Genomic DNA, 19,372 nt, shown 5'->3' with positions numbered 1-19,372 from the left:
CAGTACTGAATCAAAGATCGTAAAAAGCAGTGTTAGAGCCCCAAAAAGGGCATCCTTGCTGCAGATGCTGAAAGCTGCGTCGCTTAGCAACGCCCACAGAATTATACATCCCTAGACCATCTTACCTTTAAGGGTAAATTAGCTAAGTGATTGAATTTACAGGGGATAACCCCTTTAGCAGTACTATCTTTACGAAAGCCCTTGAAATTAACCTATTTTGTCTATACTTAATACACAAGCCAATTTTTGGCTTAGTTAATTTAACAATGAAGGGGTCTCAATGAGCGATTTAAACTCTTTTGGCTTTGGACAGTCTGGTTCTGTAACAAGTCTGCAAATCCGTAACCGGGTTTTGCGCAATACCTATGCTTTGCTTGCTCTCTCGATGGTGCCTACCGTCATTGGCGCTTGGTTGGGAGTTGCAATGGGGTTTGTACCTTTTGCTGGTAGTCCTTTCTTAGGTTTCATCGTCTTTATGGCAGTTGCCTTTGGCTTCTTCTGGGCAATCAATAAAAACAAAGAAACCGGCATCGGTGTTTTGCTACTGCTAGGCTTTACCTTCTTTATGGGTCTCATGCTGTCAGGCCTAATTGGCTTTACCCTCAGCAGCTATAGCAATGGCGCTACCTTAATCATGCTTGCCTTTGGCGGCACTTCCTTAATTTTTGCCACCATGGCAACTATTGCAACTGTTAGCAAAAGTGATTTCCAAGGTATGGGCAAATGGCTCATGGTTGGCGTATTGCTCCTCATCGTGGCTTCCTTGGCCAATATCTGGTTGCAATTACCTGCACTCATGCTGACGGTGATGATTCTAGCAATTGCCATTTTCTCAGCCTTTATTTTGGTTGATGTGCAACGCGTTATTAATGGCGGCGAAACCAACTATGTAATGGCTACTCTAGCCATCTACCTTGATGTCTATAACGTCTTCACCAACTTGCTGGCTTTATTTGGCATTATGGGTGGGCAGCGCGATTAGACTCAATTAGCGACTGCTTACGCTAGCAACTAAAAAGCACCTTTCGAGGTGCTTTTTTTATGCGCTTATTTTTTCTCAAACACCGCAATCGATTCAATATGTGAAGTGTGAGGAAACATATTCACGATGCCAGCCTTAGTCAACTCGTAGCCAGCTTCGCCCAAGAGGATTGCAGTATCGCGCGCTAGCGTCTTCGGATTGCAAGAGACGTAAACAATACGTTTGGGTAGAAAGGATAAGGCGGTAGCATCGCCGGCGAGGCAATTCTTTTGTAGCTCTCCTAAGGCTTGGCACAGGGCCATCGCCCCCTCTCTAGGGGGATCAATTAACCAGCGGTCTGCTGGCCCCCATGAACGCACCATCGCTGCATCAGCTGTAAATAAATTGGCCAATTGAAACTGAGCCATATCAGCCAACCCATTATGTTTTGCATTACTATGCGCTCGCAGAGTTAAGGCGTTGTTACCCTCAATCCCCAAAACTGCTTTGGCTAAACGCGCTAAGGGTAAAGTGAAATTACCGATGCCACAAAATAAGTCCAGTATTCGTTCATGGGCTTGTGGTGCCAACAAGCGCATTGCCAGGCCTACTAAAGCACGATTCATCGCATGATTCACTTGGGTGAAGTCAGTGGGTAAGAAAGGCATTTCAAGCCCAAATTCGGGTAGTCGATAACTTAAGCTACCCTCAGTAGGATGAAATGGTTTGGCAGTATCGATGCCGCCAGCTTGTAACCACATCCATACAGAGTGCATCTCAGCAAAGTTACGTACCAGATCAAGATCAGCAGAACTCAGTGGCGCCATGTGGCGCATCACCAAAACTGTTACCGGCTGAAATGCATTGGTGGTATTACCCTCACCTACTGCTAATTCAAATTGCGCAATTTCATCGGGAATCGAGAGTGCGTTCACCAAATCCCGCAAAGGAAGTAATAAAGCCGAAACCGGCGGGGGCAATATTTCACAAGCTAGCATGTCGGCCACATACCCGCTATTGAATTCATGAAAGCCCACTAGGGCAGTACCTTTTTTAATCGAGCGATTCACTACACTTAAACGCGCCCGTTGCCGGTAAGCCCAATTTGGTCCATTTAAGGGGCGAAGTATTTCTGCTGGTTTAGCACGGGCAAGATGCCAGAGATCATCCTCTAAAACTCTTTGCTTCATCGCAATTTGTGCAGCCATATCAAGGTGCTGCATGCTACAGCCCCCGCAAATTCCAAAGGCTGCGCAACGCGGCTGAGTCCGAAATACCGCGGGCTTGAGGATGTGGATGACTTTGGCCTTGGCAAAGCGGGCTTTATCACGGGTAATTTGATAGCTAACCAATTCGGTTGGCAATGCGCCACGAATAAATAGCACCTTGCCAGCTTCGCCAGCAGGCGCATCTAGGGCGGGTGGCAGCCTGGCAATGCCCTGCGCTTCTAAATCAAGTGACTCAATCCAAATTGGCTCACTCACTAGCTCAGACATGCCGCAAGTACTTAAGCGGCATCCGCAAAACCAGCAAGGTATTCCTGCCAAGCTGCGCCGTGTGGCTGCTTCGATTCCTCTTGTAGATAGGCGCGCACAAACCGTAATTCTTCGGCATATTCTGCGGGAGAAAAACCGCCTCGCATTAATTGAAAGCGGCAATACATTAAATACGTGTTCACGACGTCGGTTTCGCAATAGCTGCGAATCTCAGGTAAGCGACCCTCTTGATAAGCGCCCCAAACTTGGCTACCATCCATGCCCATTTTTCCAGGAAAACCACAGAGTTTTGCTAAGCTGTCTAACGGTGCATTGGCGCGCGGATTAAATTTAGCCAAAATATCCATCATGTCAAGATGCCGTAAGTGATACCGCGAAATATAGTTATTCCATTTAAAGTCGCGGCTATCGCTGTCTTGGCTTTCGCCCATCTCCCAGTAACGTGCGGCTTGCACTTCCTGAACCATGGCGCGGTAATGCAAAACCGGCAAATCAAAGCCGCTACCATTCCATGAAACTAATTGCGGCGTATATTTTTCAATTAAATCGTAAAACGCCTGAATTAAAGTTTTCTCATCGTCACCCACTTCGCCTAAAGATCCCACTTTAAATTGCGGTAAACCTTCTTTAGTGGTACGACGAATCACGCATGAAATCGCCACAATTCGTTGTAAGTAGAGCGGTAGAAAATCACTTCCCGTTTTCACAGTTCGTGCTGCCATCGCTAACTGTGCTACCTCGGCATCAGCAATGGTAGTTGGGTAATCTTCTAAACGGCGTAAACCAGCCACATCGGGAATAGTCTCAATATCAAAGACCAAAACGGTTGCACCGACACGCATGAAAATAGCTAGTTATTGTAAAAATTGCATTGGATTAACCGGCTTACCATTCACGCGTACTTCAAAATGCAACTTCACTGCATTGGTATCCGTATCACCCATTTCAGCAATTTTTTGCCCTTTGCGTACGCTATCGCCCTCTTTCACTAACAAGCTCTTGTTATACGCATAGGCCGTTAAATAGGTATTGTCATGCTTCACAATGACCAAATTACCATAACCTCGCAGACTATTGCCGGCATACACTACCTTACCATCTGCAGCCGATTGAACTGGCTCGCCTAACTTGCCGGCAATATCTATCCCTTTATTTTTGCCTTCACTAAATTCTTCTACTACCTTACCTTGCGCTGGCCAAGATAAGCGAATACCTGGCTCGGCAACTGGAGAACTACTGGCATCACTCTTCAGGGGGTCAGTTTTTATGGTCTCAGTCTTGGTAGTATCGGGTTTTAAAGCAGCAGCCTTAGCGGCACCAGTGCCTCCAACTACACTTTCACCAGCAGGTAATTTTTTACTAGCTGCACTCGCTGCACTAGCTGATTTACTAGCAGTAGGTGATTTAATTAATAAAAGTTGATCCACTTCAATTTGATTCGGGTCGCTTAAATTATTCCAAAGCGCAATATCTTTATACGATTGACCATGATCTAAAGAAATGCGCAACAGGGTATCGCCTCGCTTCACCCGATAATAACCAGGAGGGGTTGGTTCATTAGCCATTGCAGAGGAAATGCTCGCATTACGATCGTTAATGGGCGCAGGCTTTGTACGTGGCGTAGAACAGCCAGCTAAAGCCAAACCCACTGCCAAAGTAATTGCTAGCGGTGCAGTTGAGGCTAAAGCGCGCTTTAAATCTACAGAAAATAATGGTTTAACAATCAATCGTTTCATATCACCCCCGATTGTAAAGGGACAAAAAAGACCTCGTCAAAGGCGGTTCTTTGATAGCGTTGCGAGCTAACTCGTTCAATCAGTAATAACTGCTGCAGATTGGCATTGCGGGCTACTGGGGCAATTAAGCGCCCGCCAATCGCCAATTGATCTAATAAAGCATCGGGAATACCGAGCCCTGCGGCTGCCAAAATAATGGCATCAAAGGGTGCAGCTTGGGGCAGGCCCAAAATGCCATCGCCGTATATGAGGCGTAAATTATTAATCCGAAAGGGTCGTAACTTCGCCCGAGCTAAATCATGCAAAGGTCGTATCCGTTCAATTGAATACACTTCTGTAGCTAACAAACTCAAGATCGCAGCTTGATAACCACAACCCGTGCCAATTTCTAGTACCTTGCCTAGGGGATGCTTGTTTTTATGTAAAAGCTCAATCATGCGTGCCACCACTGATGGCTTAGAAATGGTTTGCTGATGACCAATGGGTATGGCGGAATCTTCATACGCTTGCGCATGTAGACCCGCATCCATAAAGGCATGTCGTGGCACAGTAGCAATAGCTTCAAGGGTTTTCAGGTGCTTTACCCCACTAGCGGCAACTTTATCGGCAAGTGCTTGTCGGTGACCAGCATGCCGTGAAGTCGCCTTCAACCCCGATCCCAGCCGTTGGCACGCATCGCTGCTAAGCGGGCGTGGTGAGTTAAATCAAGCTGCATCGGTGTTAGTGAAACACAGCCATCAGCAATTGCACTAAAGTCAGTACCTGCCGAGGCATCTTTAGCCACACCGGCTGCCCCAATCCAATAAATGAGTTCTTCACGAGGATTTTTTTGCACTACTACGGGCTCAGAGTGATGACGGTTCCCCAAGCGAGTGACTCGCCAGCGCTGTAAATCGGCATAGCTTTGGTTCGGTAAATTCACATTCAATAAGGTTGCTATCCCTTTTTCAGAGCCAATCGGGTTCGCCAATAAATGCGTAACAATATCTTTAGCAATCGCTGCTGCATCATCAATACGAGCCCAACCACGGTCGATTTGTGAAAATGCCACTCCTGGCACGCCAAACATGACCCCCTCAATTGCTGCTGCCACCGTGCCTGAATAGAGCACGTCTTCACCCATATTTTCGCCCTGATTAATACCCGAAACAACTAAATCGGGGCGCTGATCTAAAAAACCGGTCATAGCAATATGCACACAGTCGGTGGGGGTGCCGTTAATAAATAAGAAACCATCACGCTCACCTCCCGCTACGCGATGAATCGATAAGGGACGCGATAAAGTTAATGAATTCGAGGCGCCACTGTGATTTTGCTCTGGTGCAATCACTGTAATGCGCCCCAGTGGACGCAAAGCATTAACCAGAGCAAGTAAGCCTGGGGCTAAGTAACCATCATCATTGGAAACTAAAATATGTAAATCGGTATCGGTAGGCATTAATATTGAGAATCTAAAATTAGTGCATTAAAAAGTAAAATTGATAGTCGATTCAATCAGGCTAAATGACCGGTGCATTGGGTAATGAACGACCTCTAAACCAACTATAAATCACGGGTAGGACCAATAAAGTCAGAATCGTCGTCGTTACCATGCCACCAACAATAACTAAGGCTAGCGGACGCTGCGCTTCAGAGCCGATTGAATGAGATAAAGCAGCCGGTAACAAACCAAGCCCCGAAAGCATCGCTGTCATTAAAACGGGGCGTACCCGCAATGATGAGCCTTCAACCATGGTGTCTTTCATTGCCGCCAAATCATCCGACATCGATTTATTAATGAAGGAAATTAAGATCACTCCATCTTGAATCGCAATACCAAATAAGGATAAGAAACCAAAGAAAGCTGAAATACTTAAAGTTTCGCCGGCTAGATGCAAGGCTAGAACCCCGCCAATTGCCGCAAAGGGTACATTAATCATCACAATTACTGCGTCGCGGAAGTTACCAAAGGCACTCACCAATAACAGGAAAATACCTAACAAAGCTAATGGCACAATAATCATTAACTTTTTCTGCGCTTGCTTCATTTGGTTAAATTGCCCATCCCAGCCAATCGAATAGTTTGCTGGCAAAGTGATGTTCTTTTGAACCAGCACTTGTGCATCTTCCACCGCACTGCCTAAATCGCGTCCACGCACGCTAAATTTAATCGCGATATAGCGCTTACCAGCTTCACGATAAATAAAGAAAGGGCCATCACTTAAACTCACTTTAGCCACCATCGACAGCGGAATTGCTGCGCCCGTAGGCGAGTCAACTAAAAGTTTCGAGACATCCAACACATCATTACGACTTGCTTCATTTAAGCGCACAGCAATACCAAAAGTTTTTTCATCTTCGAGCAAATTGGTAACTGGCATTCCCCCAATGGCATTAGCCACGATCGTTTGAATATCATTCACATTAATGCCATAGCGCGATGCTTTCTCGCGATCAATTTGAATGTTTAAGGTAGGCTGCCCTAACTCTTTCAAAATACCTTCATCAGCCACCCCAGAAACTTTTTTCAGCTCATCAATAATCTCGCGGGCTTTCAAATCTAAGACCTCTAAATCAGGGCCATAAATTTTTACTGAGTTTTCACCCTTAACACCAGATAAAGCTTCATTGACGTTATCTTGAATGTATTGTGAAAAACTATAATTAATACCAGGAATTTTATTTAATTCTGTTTCTAAATGTTCAATCAGTTTTTTCTTGCTCGAACCTGCTGGCATTTTGTCTGGGGCTTTTAAATAGAGCCCGTATTCCTGATTAAAAACCCCCGTTGAATCAGTGCCATCATCTGGACGACCAATTTGTACGGCTACTTTTTCAATTTCACCTTGCTTCAAAAAGATGCCGCGTAATTCATTAGCAATTTTGATTGAATAACCTAAATCTACTGTATTTGGCAAAGTTACCCGTAGCCAAATATTATTTTCTTCTAGGGTAGGCAAAAAAGCCGTGCCAAGCTTAGTCATACTAAACAAAGTTAAACCCAAAATAAACACTGCAATCGCTACAACGGTGCGGGGACGGTCCATCCAGCGCCGCAATAAAGGCTTATACCCAGCTAACAAACGCGTAATAAAGCGGGGTGGCTTGTGATGTAAGTTTTCCCCAAAAATTAGGGAAATCATCGCGGGTAAAAAAGTCAGGCTTAAAACCATGGCTGCAATCAGCGCAAAGCCCATGGTGAAGGCCATCGGCTTAAAAATAATTCCTTCTACCCCGCCCATGAAGAATAAGGGGGAATAAGCCACAATAATGATGCTGGTGGAATAAATCATGGCGCGTTGTACTTCACTAGTAGCAATGATGATGCTTTGATTTAAGCGCTTACCCCCCTCCTCTAAATGGCGCATGACGTTTTCCGTCAAAATGACTGCTGAGTCAACAATCACCCCGAAGTCGATTGCACCCAAAGAAATTAAGTTGGCTGGCACACTCCAAATATGCATCTGGATAAACGAGACACATAGCGCTAAAGGGATAACAGCTGCCACGACCGCGGCAGCGCGCAAATTTCCTAAAAATAAAAATAGAACCGCCAGTACTAAAGAGATCCCAAAAAATAAAGTGTGCTTAACCGTACCAATCGTAATATCTAGCAACGCCTGTCGATCATAAAATGGTATTACTTGAATACCGGGTGGCAAAATATGTGAATTGATATTTTTGATTTTGTCGCGTACCCGAGCCAACACCTCAGTAGCATTTTCACCGCGGCGCAAAAATACAATGCCTTCAACGGCATCGGCGTTCTCTCCGTATTGAAACATACCTAAACGTGGCGCAAAACCAATCTCCACTGTCGCTACATCACCAATCCGAATAGGTACGCCTTGGTTTACGGCAACCACAACCTGTTTAATGTCTCCTATATTTTTAAACAGGCCAACACCCCTCACCACAAACTGCTGCTCCCCTGCTGGCAATAAACCGCCGCCTGCATTGCTATTGGCGTTACTAAGGGCAGTAATAATTTGCGACACGGTTACCCCTTTTGATTGCAGACTCTCAGGTGTAATAATCACTTGATATTGCCGCACCTTACCGCCAAAAGATGAAACATCAGCTACCCCAGGGGTTTGTTTCAGCTCTTTATAAATCTCGTAATTTTGTAAGGTTTTTAAGCGAGTTGGTGAAGCAAAATCGGATTGCACGTGGTAACGCATAATTTCACCCGTCGCATCTGAGTCGGGGCTAATGCTCGATGAAACGCCAGCGGGAAAAGTTACGTTACCAAGATTAACAATAAACGTTTGACGCGCTTTAAAAGGATCAGTTGTATCGGTAAACTTTAAGGTAACAACCGATAAGCCGAATAAGGAAACCGAACGAAAAGCCTGTACGCCTGGAATACCCGCAAGGGCATTCTCAACCGGAATAGTGACTTGCTGCTCAACTTCGGAGGTACTTCGCCCAGGCCATTGAGAAATTGCCTGAATGGTTAATGGCGCCACTCCAGGGTAGGGCTGAATTGGTAATTGACTCAGGCTAAACATACCCAAGCCCAATAAACCAATTGAAGCCACAATAACGATCACGCGCTTTTCAAGCACGCCTCCCATAAAGGAAGAAAACAGGCTCACTTAGTCCTCTTGCCTAGCAAAACGATCGTTCAGCAGCACAGCACCATCGGTTAATACATTAGCATTAGGCATTAAACCCTCGGTAACTGCATACGTTTTACTATCGATGTCATAGCCCTTCACGGGTACCCGTCTATAGGTATCGCTAGCGATACGCATAATCACATACTTACTTTCACGCACCCGAATAATGGCAGTTTGGGGTAACACATAAGCCTCAGCCATGCCCGTAGTTAGTTTCGCTGAAACATACATGTCTGGTCGCAGCAAGCCCGCCGAGTTATCTACATCGCAACGAATTAAAAGCGCGCGCGTGACTGGGTCAATCGTGGGCGCTATATAGTTTGCATAAGCAATAAATTCTTTATCGGGGTAAGCCTCGGTACGAAGAACTAATTTTTGCCCGCGGCTAATTAAACGCATATCTTGCTCAAATACATTCCCTAAAAACCAGAGCTGCTTAGGGTCGGCCAAGGTTGCAATAACATCGCCTGAATTCACAAAGGCCCCTGGATCGACATTGCGCTTTACCACTACTCCCTGCAAAGGTGAACGCATAATTAAATTCGGCTGACCTTTTTCGGTTTTCTCTAAATTCTGAATATCTTGATCAGAGGCGCCTAAATTGCGCAAGCGATTACTAGCAGCTTGAACCGTAATTTGGGCATCACCCAGAACATCACTTAAGGATTGCTTGCCACTTAATACTTGAGTTGTTTTGGTCGCCAATAAAAACTCTTGCTGAGCCGAAAGAAACTCAGGGCTATAAAGCTCAACAATAGGCGAACCTGCTTGCACGAGTGCGCCCTCAAAGGCATAAATTCGCTCAACCCTACCAGGTATGCGGGCAGAAAGCACTTTCGATTTCTCGGCATTAAATGCTAGCCGTCCAGGCACCTTAATGTCTTCCGATACTTGAGCCTTTTGTACAACTTGGAATTGATAGATAGCTGGGTTTAACTTGAGATCGGGAAGTTTGATTTCAATTGCGCCACTTTTTTCAACCTTCAGCTCCACTTTCTCTGCTTTTTCAAGCCCCACCACTCGATTCACATTGGTAATGCGTCCGACCAAAAAGCCCAAGGCCAAAATAGCAAAAGCAAAGGCCACTAAACGCACCCGCTGGCGATTATCAGGCGTTAAATCCCAATACATGGCAAAAACTTGGTCTTTGAAAGCACGCAGACGACTCATTACGCTCGCGCTAAGTGGCTTGATCAGAGCAAGAGTTTTTTCAAGATAGATGGTCAGTTTTTTTAACATTCGTAATACCTATTCAATTGGGTCTTTACCTGCCGCAGCAAATAAAGTAGCCTGAGCTTGCATTAAATTACTTTCTGCAAGCGCTAGTTGTATTTCAATCGAGCGTAATTGAATTTGTGCAGTCATTAAATCGTTAAACCCTTGACCATTATTAGCATACTGTATCAGTGAAACCTTATATGCGGCTTCGGCCACCGGCAGCTGACGGTCACGTAGAAATTCATACAATTTTTTAATTTGCTCATAAGAAGCATAAGAACTCCCCACGCCCAAAATAATCTCTTGGTGCATTGAGGTATTACTGGCCTCAATGGCCGCTTGGTTTCGTACTGCCTGCTCTACTCCGTACCGCTCCTTCATAAAGAAGTACAAGGGAATGACAATATCGAACTCAATTTGGTAATACGAAGCACTATTATTCGCCGCAAATGGGCTACGGTTCATAAAGTTCGTGCCAATAATCTGAAAATCGGGCAAATACGCTTTCTTTGCGTAAGTAACGCCTTTTTTAGCGGCATCGACTTGCAACAGCGAGCTTTTCAACAAGGGATGGCTCGATTCAGCATAGCTTTCTAACTCGACCAGAGTGGGTACCTTGCGCACTGCTGCACCTGGATCGCCACGCAATACTAATTTTTCACGGGGATCACGCCCGATTAATACATTAATATTTTTATAAGCAACTGCGAGTTGTCGCTCTAAAGTAAAGCGATCCGATTCAGCAGCGCTTTGTGAAACTTGCGCATTCAAGAACTCCACATAAGCAGCAGAGTAATTCGCATAACGTGCTTTCGCAATATTTTTAATCAGCTCAGTACGCACTACAGTTTCACTCAGCACTTTTAATTGTCGTTGCGAGGCGAGCGTACTGTAGTAAAGACTAGCTAATTGTGCGCCATACTGTAAATAAAGATTTTCATTGCGCGCTTGTAAGGCCTCGGCAGAGGTATCGGCAATATCGGCAGCCAAACTGCGCTTACCTGGAAACTGAAAAGGCTGCTGGAAAGAAAACGCATTCTGACTTTGTGGGCTAGTTCCCGCAGTACCAAAGGCGAGTGGCGAGCCTGACCCAGGCATACCAGAAACGACTAGCCCAACTGTGGGGTTGGCAGGCGCATTAATTTGCGGCACGGTCGCCTTGGCAGCAAAATAGGCTTCACGGGCGGCAATCAATTGCGGGTTATTCGCTCTTAACTCATTCCAGAGCTGCCGCAAATCCCAACTGCTACGCGCATTGTTCACCGATTGATTGAGAATTTTAGGTAAGGGTAGCTCGGTAGAATTCAGTTCTGGTGGCGGTAAAAATGACTCAACTTTATTGCTCGGGGCGGCACGATTAAAAGCATCAAACTTATTGGTAGGCTCTACCGTCACCGTTGCCGGTACAGATTGAGCAAATGCACCGTAGCCATAGCCGAGCGTCAACAAAGTAAAGCAGACCACGCTCAGGGTGCGCCGAGGTAATTGCTTCAACAAGTGACCGCAGGGTTGGTTAAATAAGTTCAATTCAATCGAGATAGATTATTAAATTCGGGTTTACCCCCCGAATTATAGGTGACAAAGCCCTATTTTTAGTAAAAATTCGATGTACTATCCCTATGATTTATAAGCAAAAAATAGCTTAACCCAAGGTTCGACGATCGAGCATGGCTCGTGCCAAGGTGCCTGCATCGACATATTCTAGCTCCCCGCCCACCGGTATACCACGGGCGATTCGGGTTACTTTAATGCCTTTGAGTTTTAAAACCTCGCCAATATAGTGGGCGGTGGCCTCGCCTTCGCTAGTGAAATTGGTTGCTAAAACAACCTCTCGCACTGGCACTTCAGTATCGGGATTCTCAATGCGAGCAAGTAAGCGATCAAAGTGAATTTCGCTTGGCCCCATACCATCTAGTGGAGAAATACGCCCCATCAAAACAAAATAATTGCCCTTAAAACTCAGGGTCTGCTCGACCATCACTTGGTCGGCAGGGGTTTCGACAATGCATAACAAACTGGGATCACGCCGCAAATCACTACAGGTAACACATATTTCAGTTTCCGAAAAAGTATTACAGCGTTTGCAATGCCCTACTTTCTCCACCGCCTCACCAAGCGCTTGAGCCAACAACGCCGCACCTGTACGATCGTGTTGTAATAAATAAAAAGCCATGCGTTGTGCCGACTTAGGTCCTACCCCAGGCAGCACTCTTAAGGCATCAATTAAGCGCTGTAAAGCATCTTGCGGCAAATCGTACTTACCGTTCGGCTTCGTTGAATTTCGCGTCATTAAAATGGAAGCTTAAATCCAGGTGGCATCGGCATACCTGCTGTCGCACCCGACATCAGCTTTGAATTTGCTGCCTCGGCTTGCTTAAAGGCATCGGCATAAGCTGTCACAATTAAGTCTTCGAGCATTTCGCGGTCTTCCATCGCGCCAGCATCAATTTGCACGCGCTTGGTTTCATATTTACCCGTAATGGTAATTTTTACTAAGCCACTCGCAGCTTGCCCTGTAATTTCAAGCGCACTTAACTCTTCTTGCGCACGCTTCATATTTTCTTGCATTTGCTGAGCTTGCTTCATCAAGCCTGCCAATTGACCCTTCATCATTTTGCGTCCCTCATCTTTTTACTCAATTCCGTATTACGTATTTGCCAATCCATTCAATCACAGCAACTGCAGTTACAGCGGCCGTACTGATCCACTTACAACCTTTGCGCCGAATTGCTTTTCGAGCTCTTTAATCAAGGGGTCTGTAGCAATTTGCTCTTCGGCATTTAAACGGCGTTCTTGATGAACTTGCGCATCAATTTTAGCCACCGACTGAACAACCGCACCCCCAACTACTTGAAGTCGTACAGGTTTGCCAAAATGGGCAGCAAGCACTTCGCGCAGGCGCTCCACACAATCATCCGTGGCTAATTGGGGCAAGCTGCTTAACGCAGTGATTTTAATTCCCTGAGCTGAGTCAGTCCAATCTTGTAAATCAGTTTGAAAAGCCATTTGCTGCACTAAACCACGCAGCGGTAACTGACGCATTAAATCGTGCCAATTGGGACGCCCCGCTGGCGGTAACGCTTTGCTTACAACTGCCGAAGGCGTAGCGAGGGGTGCCGATGAGGCTACCGGCTTACTGGCGGGTGGTGCCTTTGGCGATAAATCGCCTGATCCCGCTGGACGAAACGCCAGCATCCGCAACAAGGCCATAGCAAAGCCAGTCTGCTCATCAGGTGCCAAGGAAATATCAGCCCTACTGGTAATCGTAATCTGATAAAACAATTGAATTTCTTCACGGGTGAATACCGACACCAAGCGCCGAATTTCACCTGCCTCGGGCCAATCATCTAATACCGACTCGGGAACAACTTGTGCAGCAGCAATTTTTTGCAGCAGGCTCGATAAATCCTGCAAAGCTAAGGAAAACGACATACTACGCACGCCCATTTCCTCCGCAATAGCCAATAAGCTCGCCCCATCATGTGTTGCCAGGGCATCTAACATGCTAATGAGATAAGCATCATCTAGGGTACCCAACATGCCGCGAACTGCAGTTTCGTTTACAGCGCCAGCAGCATACGCAATGGCTTGATCAGTCAGTGAAAGCGCATCGCGCATCGAGCCCTGCGCAGCCTTGGCAAGTACCCGTAAGGCTACAGGCTCATAACTCACTTTTTCAGTGGCTAATACTTTTTCCAGATGCTCGATGATCAGCGCAACCGGCATTTGCTTTAAATTAAATTGTAGGCAACGCGACAAAATTGTTACTGGAATTTTTTGCGGATCGGTCGTTGCCAAAATAAACTTCACATGAGGAGGCGGCTCTTCGAGCATTTTCAACATCGAATTAAACGCTTGGGTACTTAACATATGTACCTCGTCAATCATGTAGACCTTAAAGCGTGCGCTACTTGGTGCATAGGCGGCTTTTTCAAGCAAAGCAGCCATATCATCGACCCCGCGATTACTAGCGGCGTCCATTTCAATGTAATCGACAAAACGGCCTTCATCAATTTCAACGCAGGCGGGGCACTTACCACAGGGCTCTGAAGTCATCTGACCTTTACCATCAGCGCCAGTGCAATTTAAGGCTTTGGCCAAAATACGGGCAATGGTGGTTTTTCCCACACCGCGTGTACCCGTAAATAACCAAGCGTGGTGCAGGCGCCCCTGATCTAGAGCATGTGTCAAGGCTTTGACCACGTGGTCTTGCCCTACCAATTGGGTGAAGGTTTTAGGGCGCCACGAACGGGCTAATGCTAATGCGGTCATCCCTAGATTCTAACAAGGCTTGAATCAATCCCCCACCACCATAAATGGTGCCCAAAAGAGTGGGTGGGCATAGGTGTATTTACTATCCTTATCATCGGGCTTACCTTTATCTAACATAGCAAGGCTAGCCTGCTGAAGCGCTTGGGGTTTAGAGATGGCTTGATCTTTGGCTTGCCGTTGGAATAAATCCACCATCAGTTTACGCGAGGCTTGGCTATCTACTGGCCAACTCGAGACCAATAACGATCTGGCGCCAGCATAGAAAAACGCCCTGCCCAAGCCAGAGAGTGCTTCAGCACCATCGCCTTCACCAGCAGCGGTGTTACAGGCTGATAAAACCACCCAATCGGCATTGAGTTTGAGATTCAATATCTGATCTACTTTTAAAAGACCATCGCCCTTTTCATTCAGAACCGCAGGGTTCGTTAGCGCCAAAGCGGGTTGCGTTAAGCCATTCAACTCCCCCGGCACAAGACCATGGGTTGAGAACATCACCACCTTGCGATTGGACATATCGGTCTTCATCACTTCTTCTAAGGTGGCTCTCTTTTCTAAAAAGATATCGCGATTGGGGTTTACGGTAAAGACTTTAGCGACCTCTAAAATTTCTTCCTTCGTATCTGGTAGCCTGGGTAAAATACTCACTTCCGCAGAACTCACTTGACTGGTATTTGGCACATTACGCAGTTGCAATGGCATACCGCGCGTGGCTAGCTGAGTGTTGGCAGCTTTGTCTTGGGATTTGGCCTGCTCTAAACTAAAAATCGGATCACCAAAACCAATGAAGTCAAAGCGCCCTTCTTTAGGTTTAGGTAAGCTTCTTAAACTATTGAGCGCGGTAGCCGAAGGAATACTCACAAGGGCATATTTTTTAATCAGCCATGGAGCTGCGCGGTAGCTACTAAAGCGCTCTTCTTCTTTGTTCGCTAGAGTAAAAGGTGAAGTGATCAGAACCCCTAAAGGCAGGCTCGCTACATCGCCTTGGGGCACAACTACCAAGGTATTTTTACCTTCTAAACTGGTTTGAACAGGCGTAAATAAACTGTCATAGAGCTGATTAGCAAGCACAAAGTTAAATGCGGGAATTTCATCCACACTAGCGACATTTGGGTCTAGCGCTTTACGCAACTGGGTGACCATTTTTTTTAGCTGCTCTTGGTTTAGTGGTATAGCTTTAAATTGGGCAGGCGTGTCTTTACTTACAGCCCAGACATAACTACTTTTTTTACCAATAAACCAAGTCACTAAGACCTCATTGGGCCGCAAGGTTTTTTGCAAGTTGGCTAGAGAGACGGGTTTGGGGCTAATGAGGTCAGCATATTCAGGGAAGTTTTTCTCAATCTCTTTAAAGGTTTTTTTGGCTTCAAGGCGCAAATTCTGCAGATCTTTTTTAATGTTTGCCTGTACTTGCGGTAATTGCTGATTGGCTGGGGCCATCGATAATTCTTTAACAAAGCGCGATAAGAAAGTAATTTGCTGGTTTAAGTCTTGTTCTTTTCTAGCAAGCTCAGCAAGCTTAGGGTCGGTAATATTGGCTCTAGCAGTACTCGCATTTAGCGCACGCTGCACCCCACTGCTTCTGGCAATATCTCCCAGCTCAAAAGACTGGGCAATTAAGGCAGGATTTGGTGTCTGGCTTTGCGAACGACTCAGTACCGCTAAGAACGATTCAATATAAGCAAATTGATAGGCCTTTTCTTTAGCGCTAGCTCCTTCAGAGTCTTCAGCAATTTCGCGCTCCTGATCAATTAACTCGCTCATGGCGCCAGCAAATAGGGTTTTAGCTTCGCTATCCTTTTTTTGCTCAGCTAAGGTAGTCGCCAGCATCAGTTTGGCGTCCAGCGTTTCTTTCGCTCTAGGGCCAGTTCTAGTCTGCGCAGAAATAAGTAGTTTATTGGCTAACTTTTCTGCCTCTACATAAGAGCCTGTTTGAGTCAAGGCTAAGATGCGCTCTAGGCTGTTGGTGTCGATAAAGCGGCCTGTTTCTGGATAAGTAGCTATTGTTTTGTCTAGCTCAACAAAGATTTTTAAGGCTTCAGCATACTTTTGGTCGGCAATCAACGCAGAGGCAAGTGATTTTTTGGTCTGAGCCAATTGAATAGATTCATTAGTAGCGCCTGCGTTGGTATATCCATCAATCGCTTGATTCAGCAAATAGATTGCATCTTTATTACGATCACGGGCAAGCATCACATTTGCCAATTGTCGAAGAGCAGCAGAGGTAGGGATGGATGATTTTCCGGTGCGCTCTAAAGCCATCAATAATGATTTTCTGGCATAAAACTCTGCTTCATTGATTTTACGCAGCCTTAATAAAACACTCGATTCATTGCGATAAATTGCTTCAAGCCCATTTTTAAAGGCACTTGGCGGGGATAAGTCTGAATCGCGACCCACTCCCGGAACTCCACCCATCGAAGCGAACATATCTTCAACCGAAGCAATACCAGACTCTGTAAAGTCAATCGATTTTTTATAAGCAATATCAGCATCATCAAAACGGCCTTGATACTGAGCATAAGAACCTAAGGAACGATAATATTGTGAGTTCCACATCCAGCCGTATTTTGGATAACTACGATTAGAGCGCAAAGAAATGAGGATGGATTCGGCGCTATCAAGATATTTTTTTGCATTTGGAAAATCACCAGCAGTTGCATAAATTCTTGCTACATAATTACTTTGACTACTTTGGCGAGCTTTATTCGAGTTTGGAATACGCTCTAATAAACTCACCATCCTCTCGATAGCCGATTTGGAGTTTCCAACGGCCAGCTCAGCAAAAGCCAAATCTTGGTTAATCACGACATCTTGCGGACTGCCGGGCACCACAACTTCAGTAGCTTTTTTTAAAATAGCAATTTTCTTATCTGTGCGCCCCATGCGCTCTGCTGCCTCAACCTGTGTAAATAAGAAAGTGTACAAATCAGCCTGTGATAAGCCAGGTGCTGGGCTCTCAAGAATTAATTTCTCATCAGCCGCCTTAAGGGCTGTATCCGATTTTGCATCTTTAAGTAGCTGAACAATATCGCTGATACTTTTCGGAGCAACTTCACTAGCGGAAGTGAAGCTTTCGTTTAGATTTTTAGCTGGAGCCGACATGCTTAAGCTCGTATACAAGCCAGCACTGCACATCATCATGCAAGTAAGTAGCCGCAGCATCAAACGCATAACGTAAATCCTTATGTTTGCATCAACTTAATTAACTTACCGAATATTACGCTCTTTCATTACCTGCAACACCAAAGGCAGCATATTTTCCGCCCACAAATAGCAGCCTTGGGCGGTTAAAAACTCCTTATTTTTTTCATAATTACCTGTGATTGCATCATTACCTGCTTTAGCTAAATTTTGCCGAATCATTAAAATCGTATCGCGGTATACCCAGTTTTCAGCAGTATCAGGAATATTTTTTGCATAACTACCATAGTCATAACCATTATATTTTTTGGTTAAGGCCTCGGTTTTTTTCAGAAAACTACCATTAGATTTAAGTTTTCTAATGGGCAAAGCAATAATAGTGGGTACATCTCTTTTTTGCGTGTATGCCAACACTTTTTCAATATAGTCAAGTTGCATCCACTGAGGATGGTGATAGCCGCCTCCAGGAGAAACATAAATCACTAACTTCACTTCGGGATTCATATCCTGTTTAAAGCGACGGTACAGAAATTCCAAATTGGTTTCTTTACTTGCGCCGCCATTCACTACAGTTACATCAACACCTTTTTCAACTAATAGTTTTTGTAAGTCATCGGTAAACTTTTCAGGGCTGGGAACGTATAGGCAATCTTCTACACCTGTTCCTGTGGCATAAATTTGAAAGGCGGATGAGTCAATAGGCAATAAAAGTAGCATGCCAGACAATAGCCATATTTTCATTTTTTTCCTAGGATCAATTCCATCTTAATCTCCCGCTGCAGGCCTAAAACTAATGAAGCAATCAGCTAATCTCTAGCTTAAATTTACTTCTATTCTTATTAGGCGTAAATTAGTTGTCTAAATGAAATATAGCATGTCTTTATCTAACTTATTCGAGGCAAATTTCATAATGCTTAAAGTAATACTTAAAACACCGTTCATTTTTTTATTCCTTGGTTTTTCGGGCATTTTGCAAGCTGGAACTATGTATGAAGGTAAATTCATACTTTCAAATAATGGTATAGATACGAGCTATCATTTAAAATATGATTTAGATCTCTCTGACCCAACTGATATTAAGGGTTTTGTGAATATGACAATTCACCCAACCTTTCGACATCGTGACTGCGGCGGTGATACCAAAGTGAATGGCTACATTAAAGCCTCCAGAATTGAACTCAGTAGTGAAAAAATGGCAAGCATGTTTTGCGGCCCCTTTATTGATTTTAAAGGTCGGGTTGAAGCAGAAAATTTTGTTGGCACAATTCCGTGGAATGGCAAAGCACGAGAAGTCACCTTAGAAAAGAAAAATTGAGCTCACTCTATCTTGATAAGATGAAGCGAATCAGCGCCTTAAAAATATTATTTTGTCTGCCGGCTTTTATATTGGCATGTCAGCCTTCTTTTGCAATGGATATTTCTTATTCAGGCTCGACAGTACAAATGTCTGGTCCAGTGGTTAAAGGTGACTGCGATAGACTGAAAGCAATTATTAGTGCAAATAAAATTGAACGGCTTATTTTGACTGATTCCTTGGGCGGAGATGCCAATACCGGTTTTTGTGTTGGTGAAACGATTCGCGCTAATAATATTTCTACGGTAATTAAAGGATATTGTGAGTCGTCCTGTTCGCGTATGTGGCTAGGTGGAGTGACCCGTAAATTAGATGGCGATGACTCCACGGTGGGTCTGCACGGTAACTACGACTTTAGAGGCCACCTTATTGATGAGAGTACTGTGCGCTTACGCGAATGGATTCCGCGTTTTGCACCCAAAGTTGATGTTGAACTAATGAACCGTTGGACTTCTCTGTATTACAACCATTACATGATGTTTTTTTATAACGATCGAGCGCAGCTTTGCCTTAATGGCTCAAAAGAGTGTGAAAACATAGCTGGGCGTAATGTATTTAATGCCGGACTTGAGTCGCAATAAATGGCGGTCATC

At 45.0% G+C, this 19,372-nt stretch carries 15 protein-coding genes and 1 pseudogene; 3 read left to right on the top strand and 13 right to left on the bottom strand.

Features of this window, described 5'->3' with window-relative positions:
- Positions 1-280: 280 nt before the first annotated feature.
- A complete protein-coding gene (locus LZG75_RS06855) occupies positions 281-982 on the top strand; it encodes a Bax inhibitor-1 family protein (protein WP_233923704.1) in 702 nt (233 codons plus the stop codon).
- 65 nt (positions 983-1,047) lie between these two features.
- On the opposite strand, the gene rlmD is transcribed toward LZG75_RS06855, so the two are convergent.
- The 13 genes and pseudogenes from rlmD to LZG75_RS06790 form a co-directional block, all read right to left on the bottom strand.
- The gene (gene rlmD / locus LZG75_RS06850) at positions 1,048-2,457 is read right to left on the bottom strand and encodes a 23S rRNA (uracil(1939)-C(5))-methyltransferase RlmD (protein ID WP_233936623.1); all 1,410 of its coding nucleotides are present in this window, start codon (positions 2,455-2,457) and stop codon (positions 1,048-1,050) included.
- Positions 2,458-2,468: 11 nt separating this feature from the next.
- Positions 2,469-3,299, bottom strand: a complete 831-nt coding sequence (locus LZG75_RS06845; RefSeq protein WP_233923706.1) for a 3'-5' exonuclease — start codon at positions 3,297-3,299, stop codon at positions 2,469-2,471.
- A gap of 12 nt (positions 3,300-3,311) precedes the next feature.
- The gene (locus LZG75_RS06840) at positions 3,312-4,193 is read right to left on the bottom strand and encodes a peptidoglycan DD-metalloendopeptidase family protein (RefSeq protein ID WP_233936622.1); all 882 of its coding nucleotides are present in this window, start codon (positions 4,191-4,193) and stop codon (positions 3,312-3,314) included.
- A pseudogene (locus LZG75_RS06835) lies at positions 4,190-4,813 on the bottom strand (protein-L-isoaspartate(D-aspartate) O-methyltransferase); the annotation flags it as partial. The gene LZG75_RS06840 and the pseudogene LZG75_RS06835, both read right to left, overlap by 4 nt.
- Before the next feature lie 26 nt (positions 4,814-4,839).
- A complete protein-coding gene (surE, locus tag LZG75_RS06830; protein ID WP_233936621.1) occupies positions 4,840-5,631 on the bottom strand; it encodes a 5'/3'-nucleotidase SurE in 792 nt (263 codons plus the stop codon).
- A gap of 61 nt (positions 5,632-5,692) precedes the next feature.
- The gene (locus LZG75_RS06825) at positions 5,693-8,749 is read right to left on the bottom strand and encodes an efflux RND transporter permease subunit (RefSeq protein ID WP_233937199.1); all 3,057 of its coding nucleotides are present in this window, start codon (positions 8,747-8,749) and stop codon (positions 5,693-5,695) included.
- 21 nt (positions 8,750-8,770) lie between these two features.
- Positions 8,771-9,964: an efflux RND transporter periplasmic adaptor subunit gene (locus LZG75_RS06820; protein ID WP_233936620.1), complete on the bottom strand. Its 1,194-nt coding sequence runs from the start codon at positions 9,962-9,964 to the stop codon at positions 8,771-8,773.
- 78 nt (positions 9,965-10,042) lie between these two features.
- A complete protein-coding gene (locus tag LZG75_RS06815) occupies positions 10,043-11,509 on the bottom strand; it encodes a TolC family protein (protein WP_233936619.1) in 1,467 nt (488 codons plus the stop codon).
- Positions 11,510-11,654: 145 nt separating this feature from the next.
- Positions 11,655-12,302 (bottom strand): recombination mediator RecR, encoded by a 648-nt coding sequence (gene recR / locus LZG75_RS06810; RefSeq protein WP_233923711.1) that lies wholly within the window; start codon positions 12,300-12,302, stop codon positions 11,655-11,657.
- The gene (locus LZG75_RS06805; RefSeq protein ID WP_233936618.1) at positions 12,302-12,625 is read right to left on the bottom strand and encodes a YbaB/EbfC family nucleoid-associated protein; all 324 of its coding nucleotides are present in this window, start codon (positions 12,623-12,625) and stop codon (positions 12,302-12,304) included. Before LZG75_RS06805 ends, recR begins: the two co-directional genes overlap by 1 nt.
- 72 nt (positions 12,626-12,697) lie before the next feature.
- Entirely contained in the window at positions 12,698-14,284 is a 1,587-nt protein-coding gene (gene dnaX / locus LZG75_RS06800) for a DNA polymerase III subunit gamma/tau (RefSeq protein ID WP_233936614.1), read from the bottom strand.
- Positions 14,285-14,308: 24 nt separating this feature from the next.
- On the bottom strand, positions 14,309-17,455 hold the full coding sequence (locus tag LZG75_RS06795) for a CHAT domain-containing tetratricopeptide repeat protein (RefSeq protein WP_233936605.1): 3,147 nt from the start codon (positions 17,453-17,455) through the stop codon (positions 14,309-14,311).
- Between the two features lie 36 nt (positions 17,456-17,491).
- Entirely contained in the window at positions 17,492-18,166 is a 675-nt protein-coding gene (locus tag LZG75_RS06790) for a hypothetical protein (RefSeq protein WP_233936603.1), read from the bottom strand.
- 169 nt (positions 18,167-18,335) lie between these two features.
- Between LZG75_RS06790 and LZG75_RS06785 the strand changes: the two genes are divergently transcribed.
- Complete coding sequence (locus LZG75_RS06785; RefSeq protein WP_233936601.1) at positions 18,336-18,740, top strand: hypothetical protein; 405 nt, start codon at positions 18,336-18,338, stop codon at positions 18,738-18,740.
- A gap of 20 nt (positions 18,741-18,760) precedes the next feature.
- Complete coding sequence (locus LZG75_RS06780) at positions 18,761-19,360, top strand: hypothetical protein (protein WP_233936599.1); 600 nt, start codon at positions 18,761-18,763, stop codon at positions 19,358-19,360.
- Positions 19,361-19,372: the final 12 nt, after the last annotated feature.

It is taken from the genome of Polynucleobacter sp. IMCC30063, from assembly GCF_021395235.1.
GTDB lineage: Bacteria > Pseudomonadota > Gammaproteobacteria > Burkholderiales > Burkholderiaceae > Polynucleobacter.
Note: the sequence above shows the minus strand (reverse complement) of the source record. Positions and strands in the feature narration are given on the sequence as shown.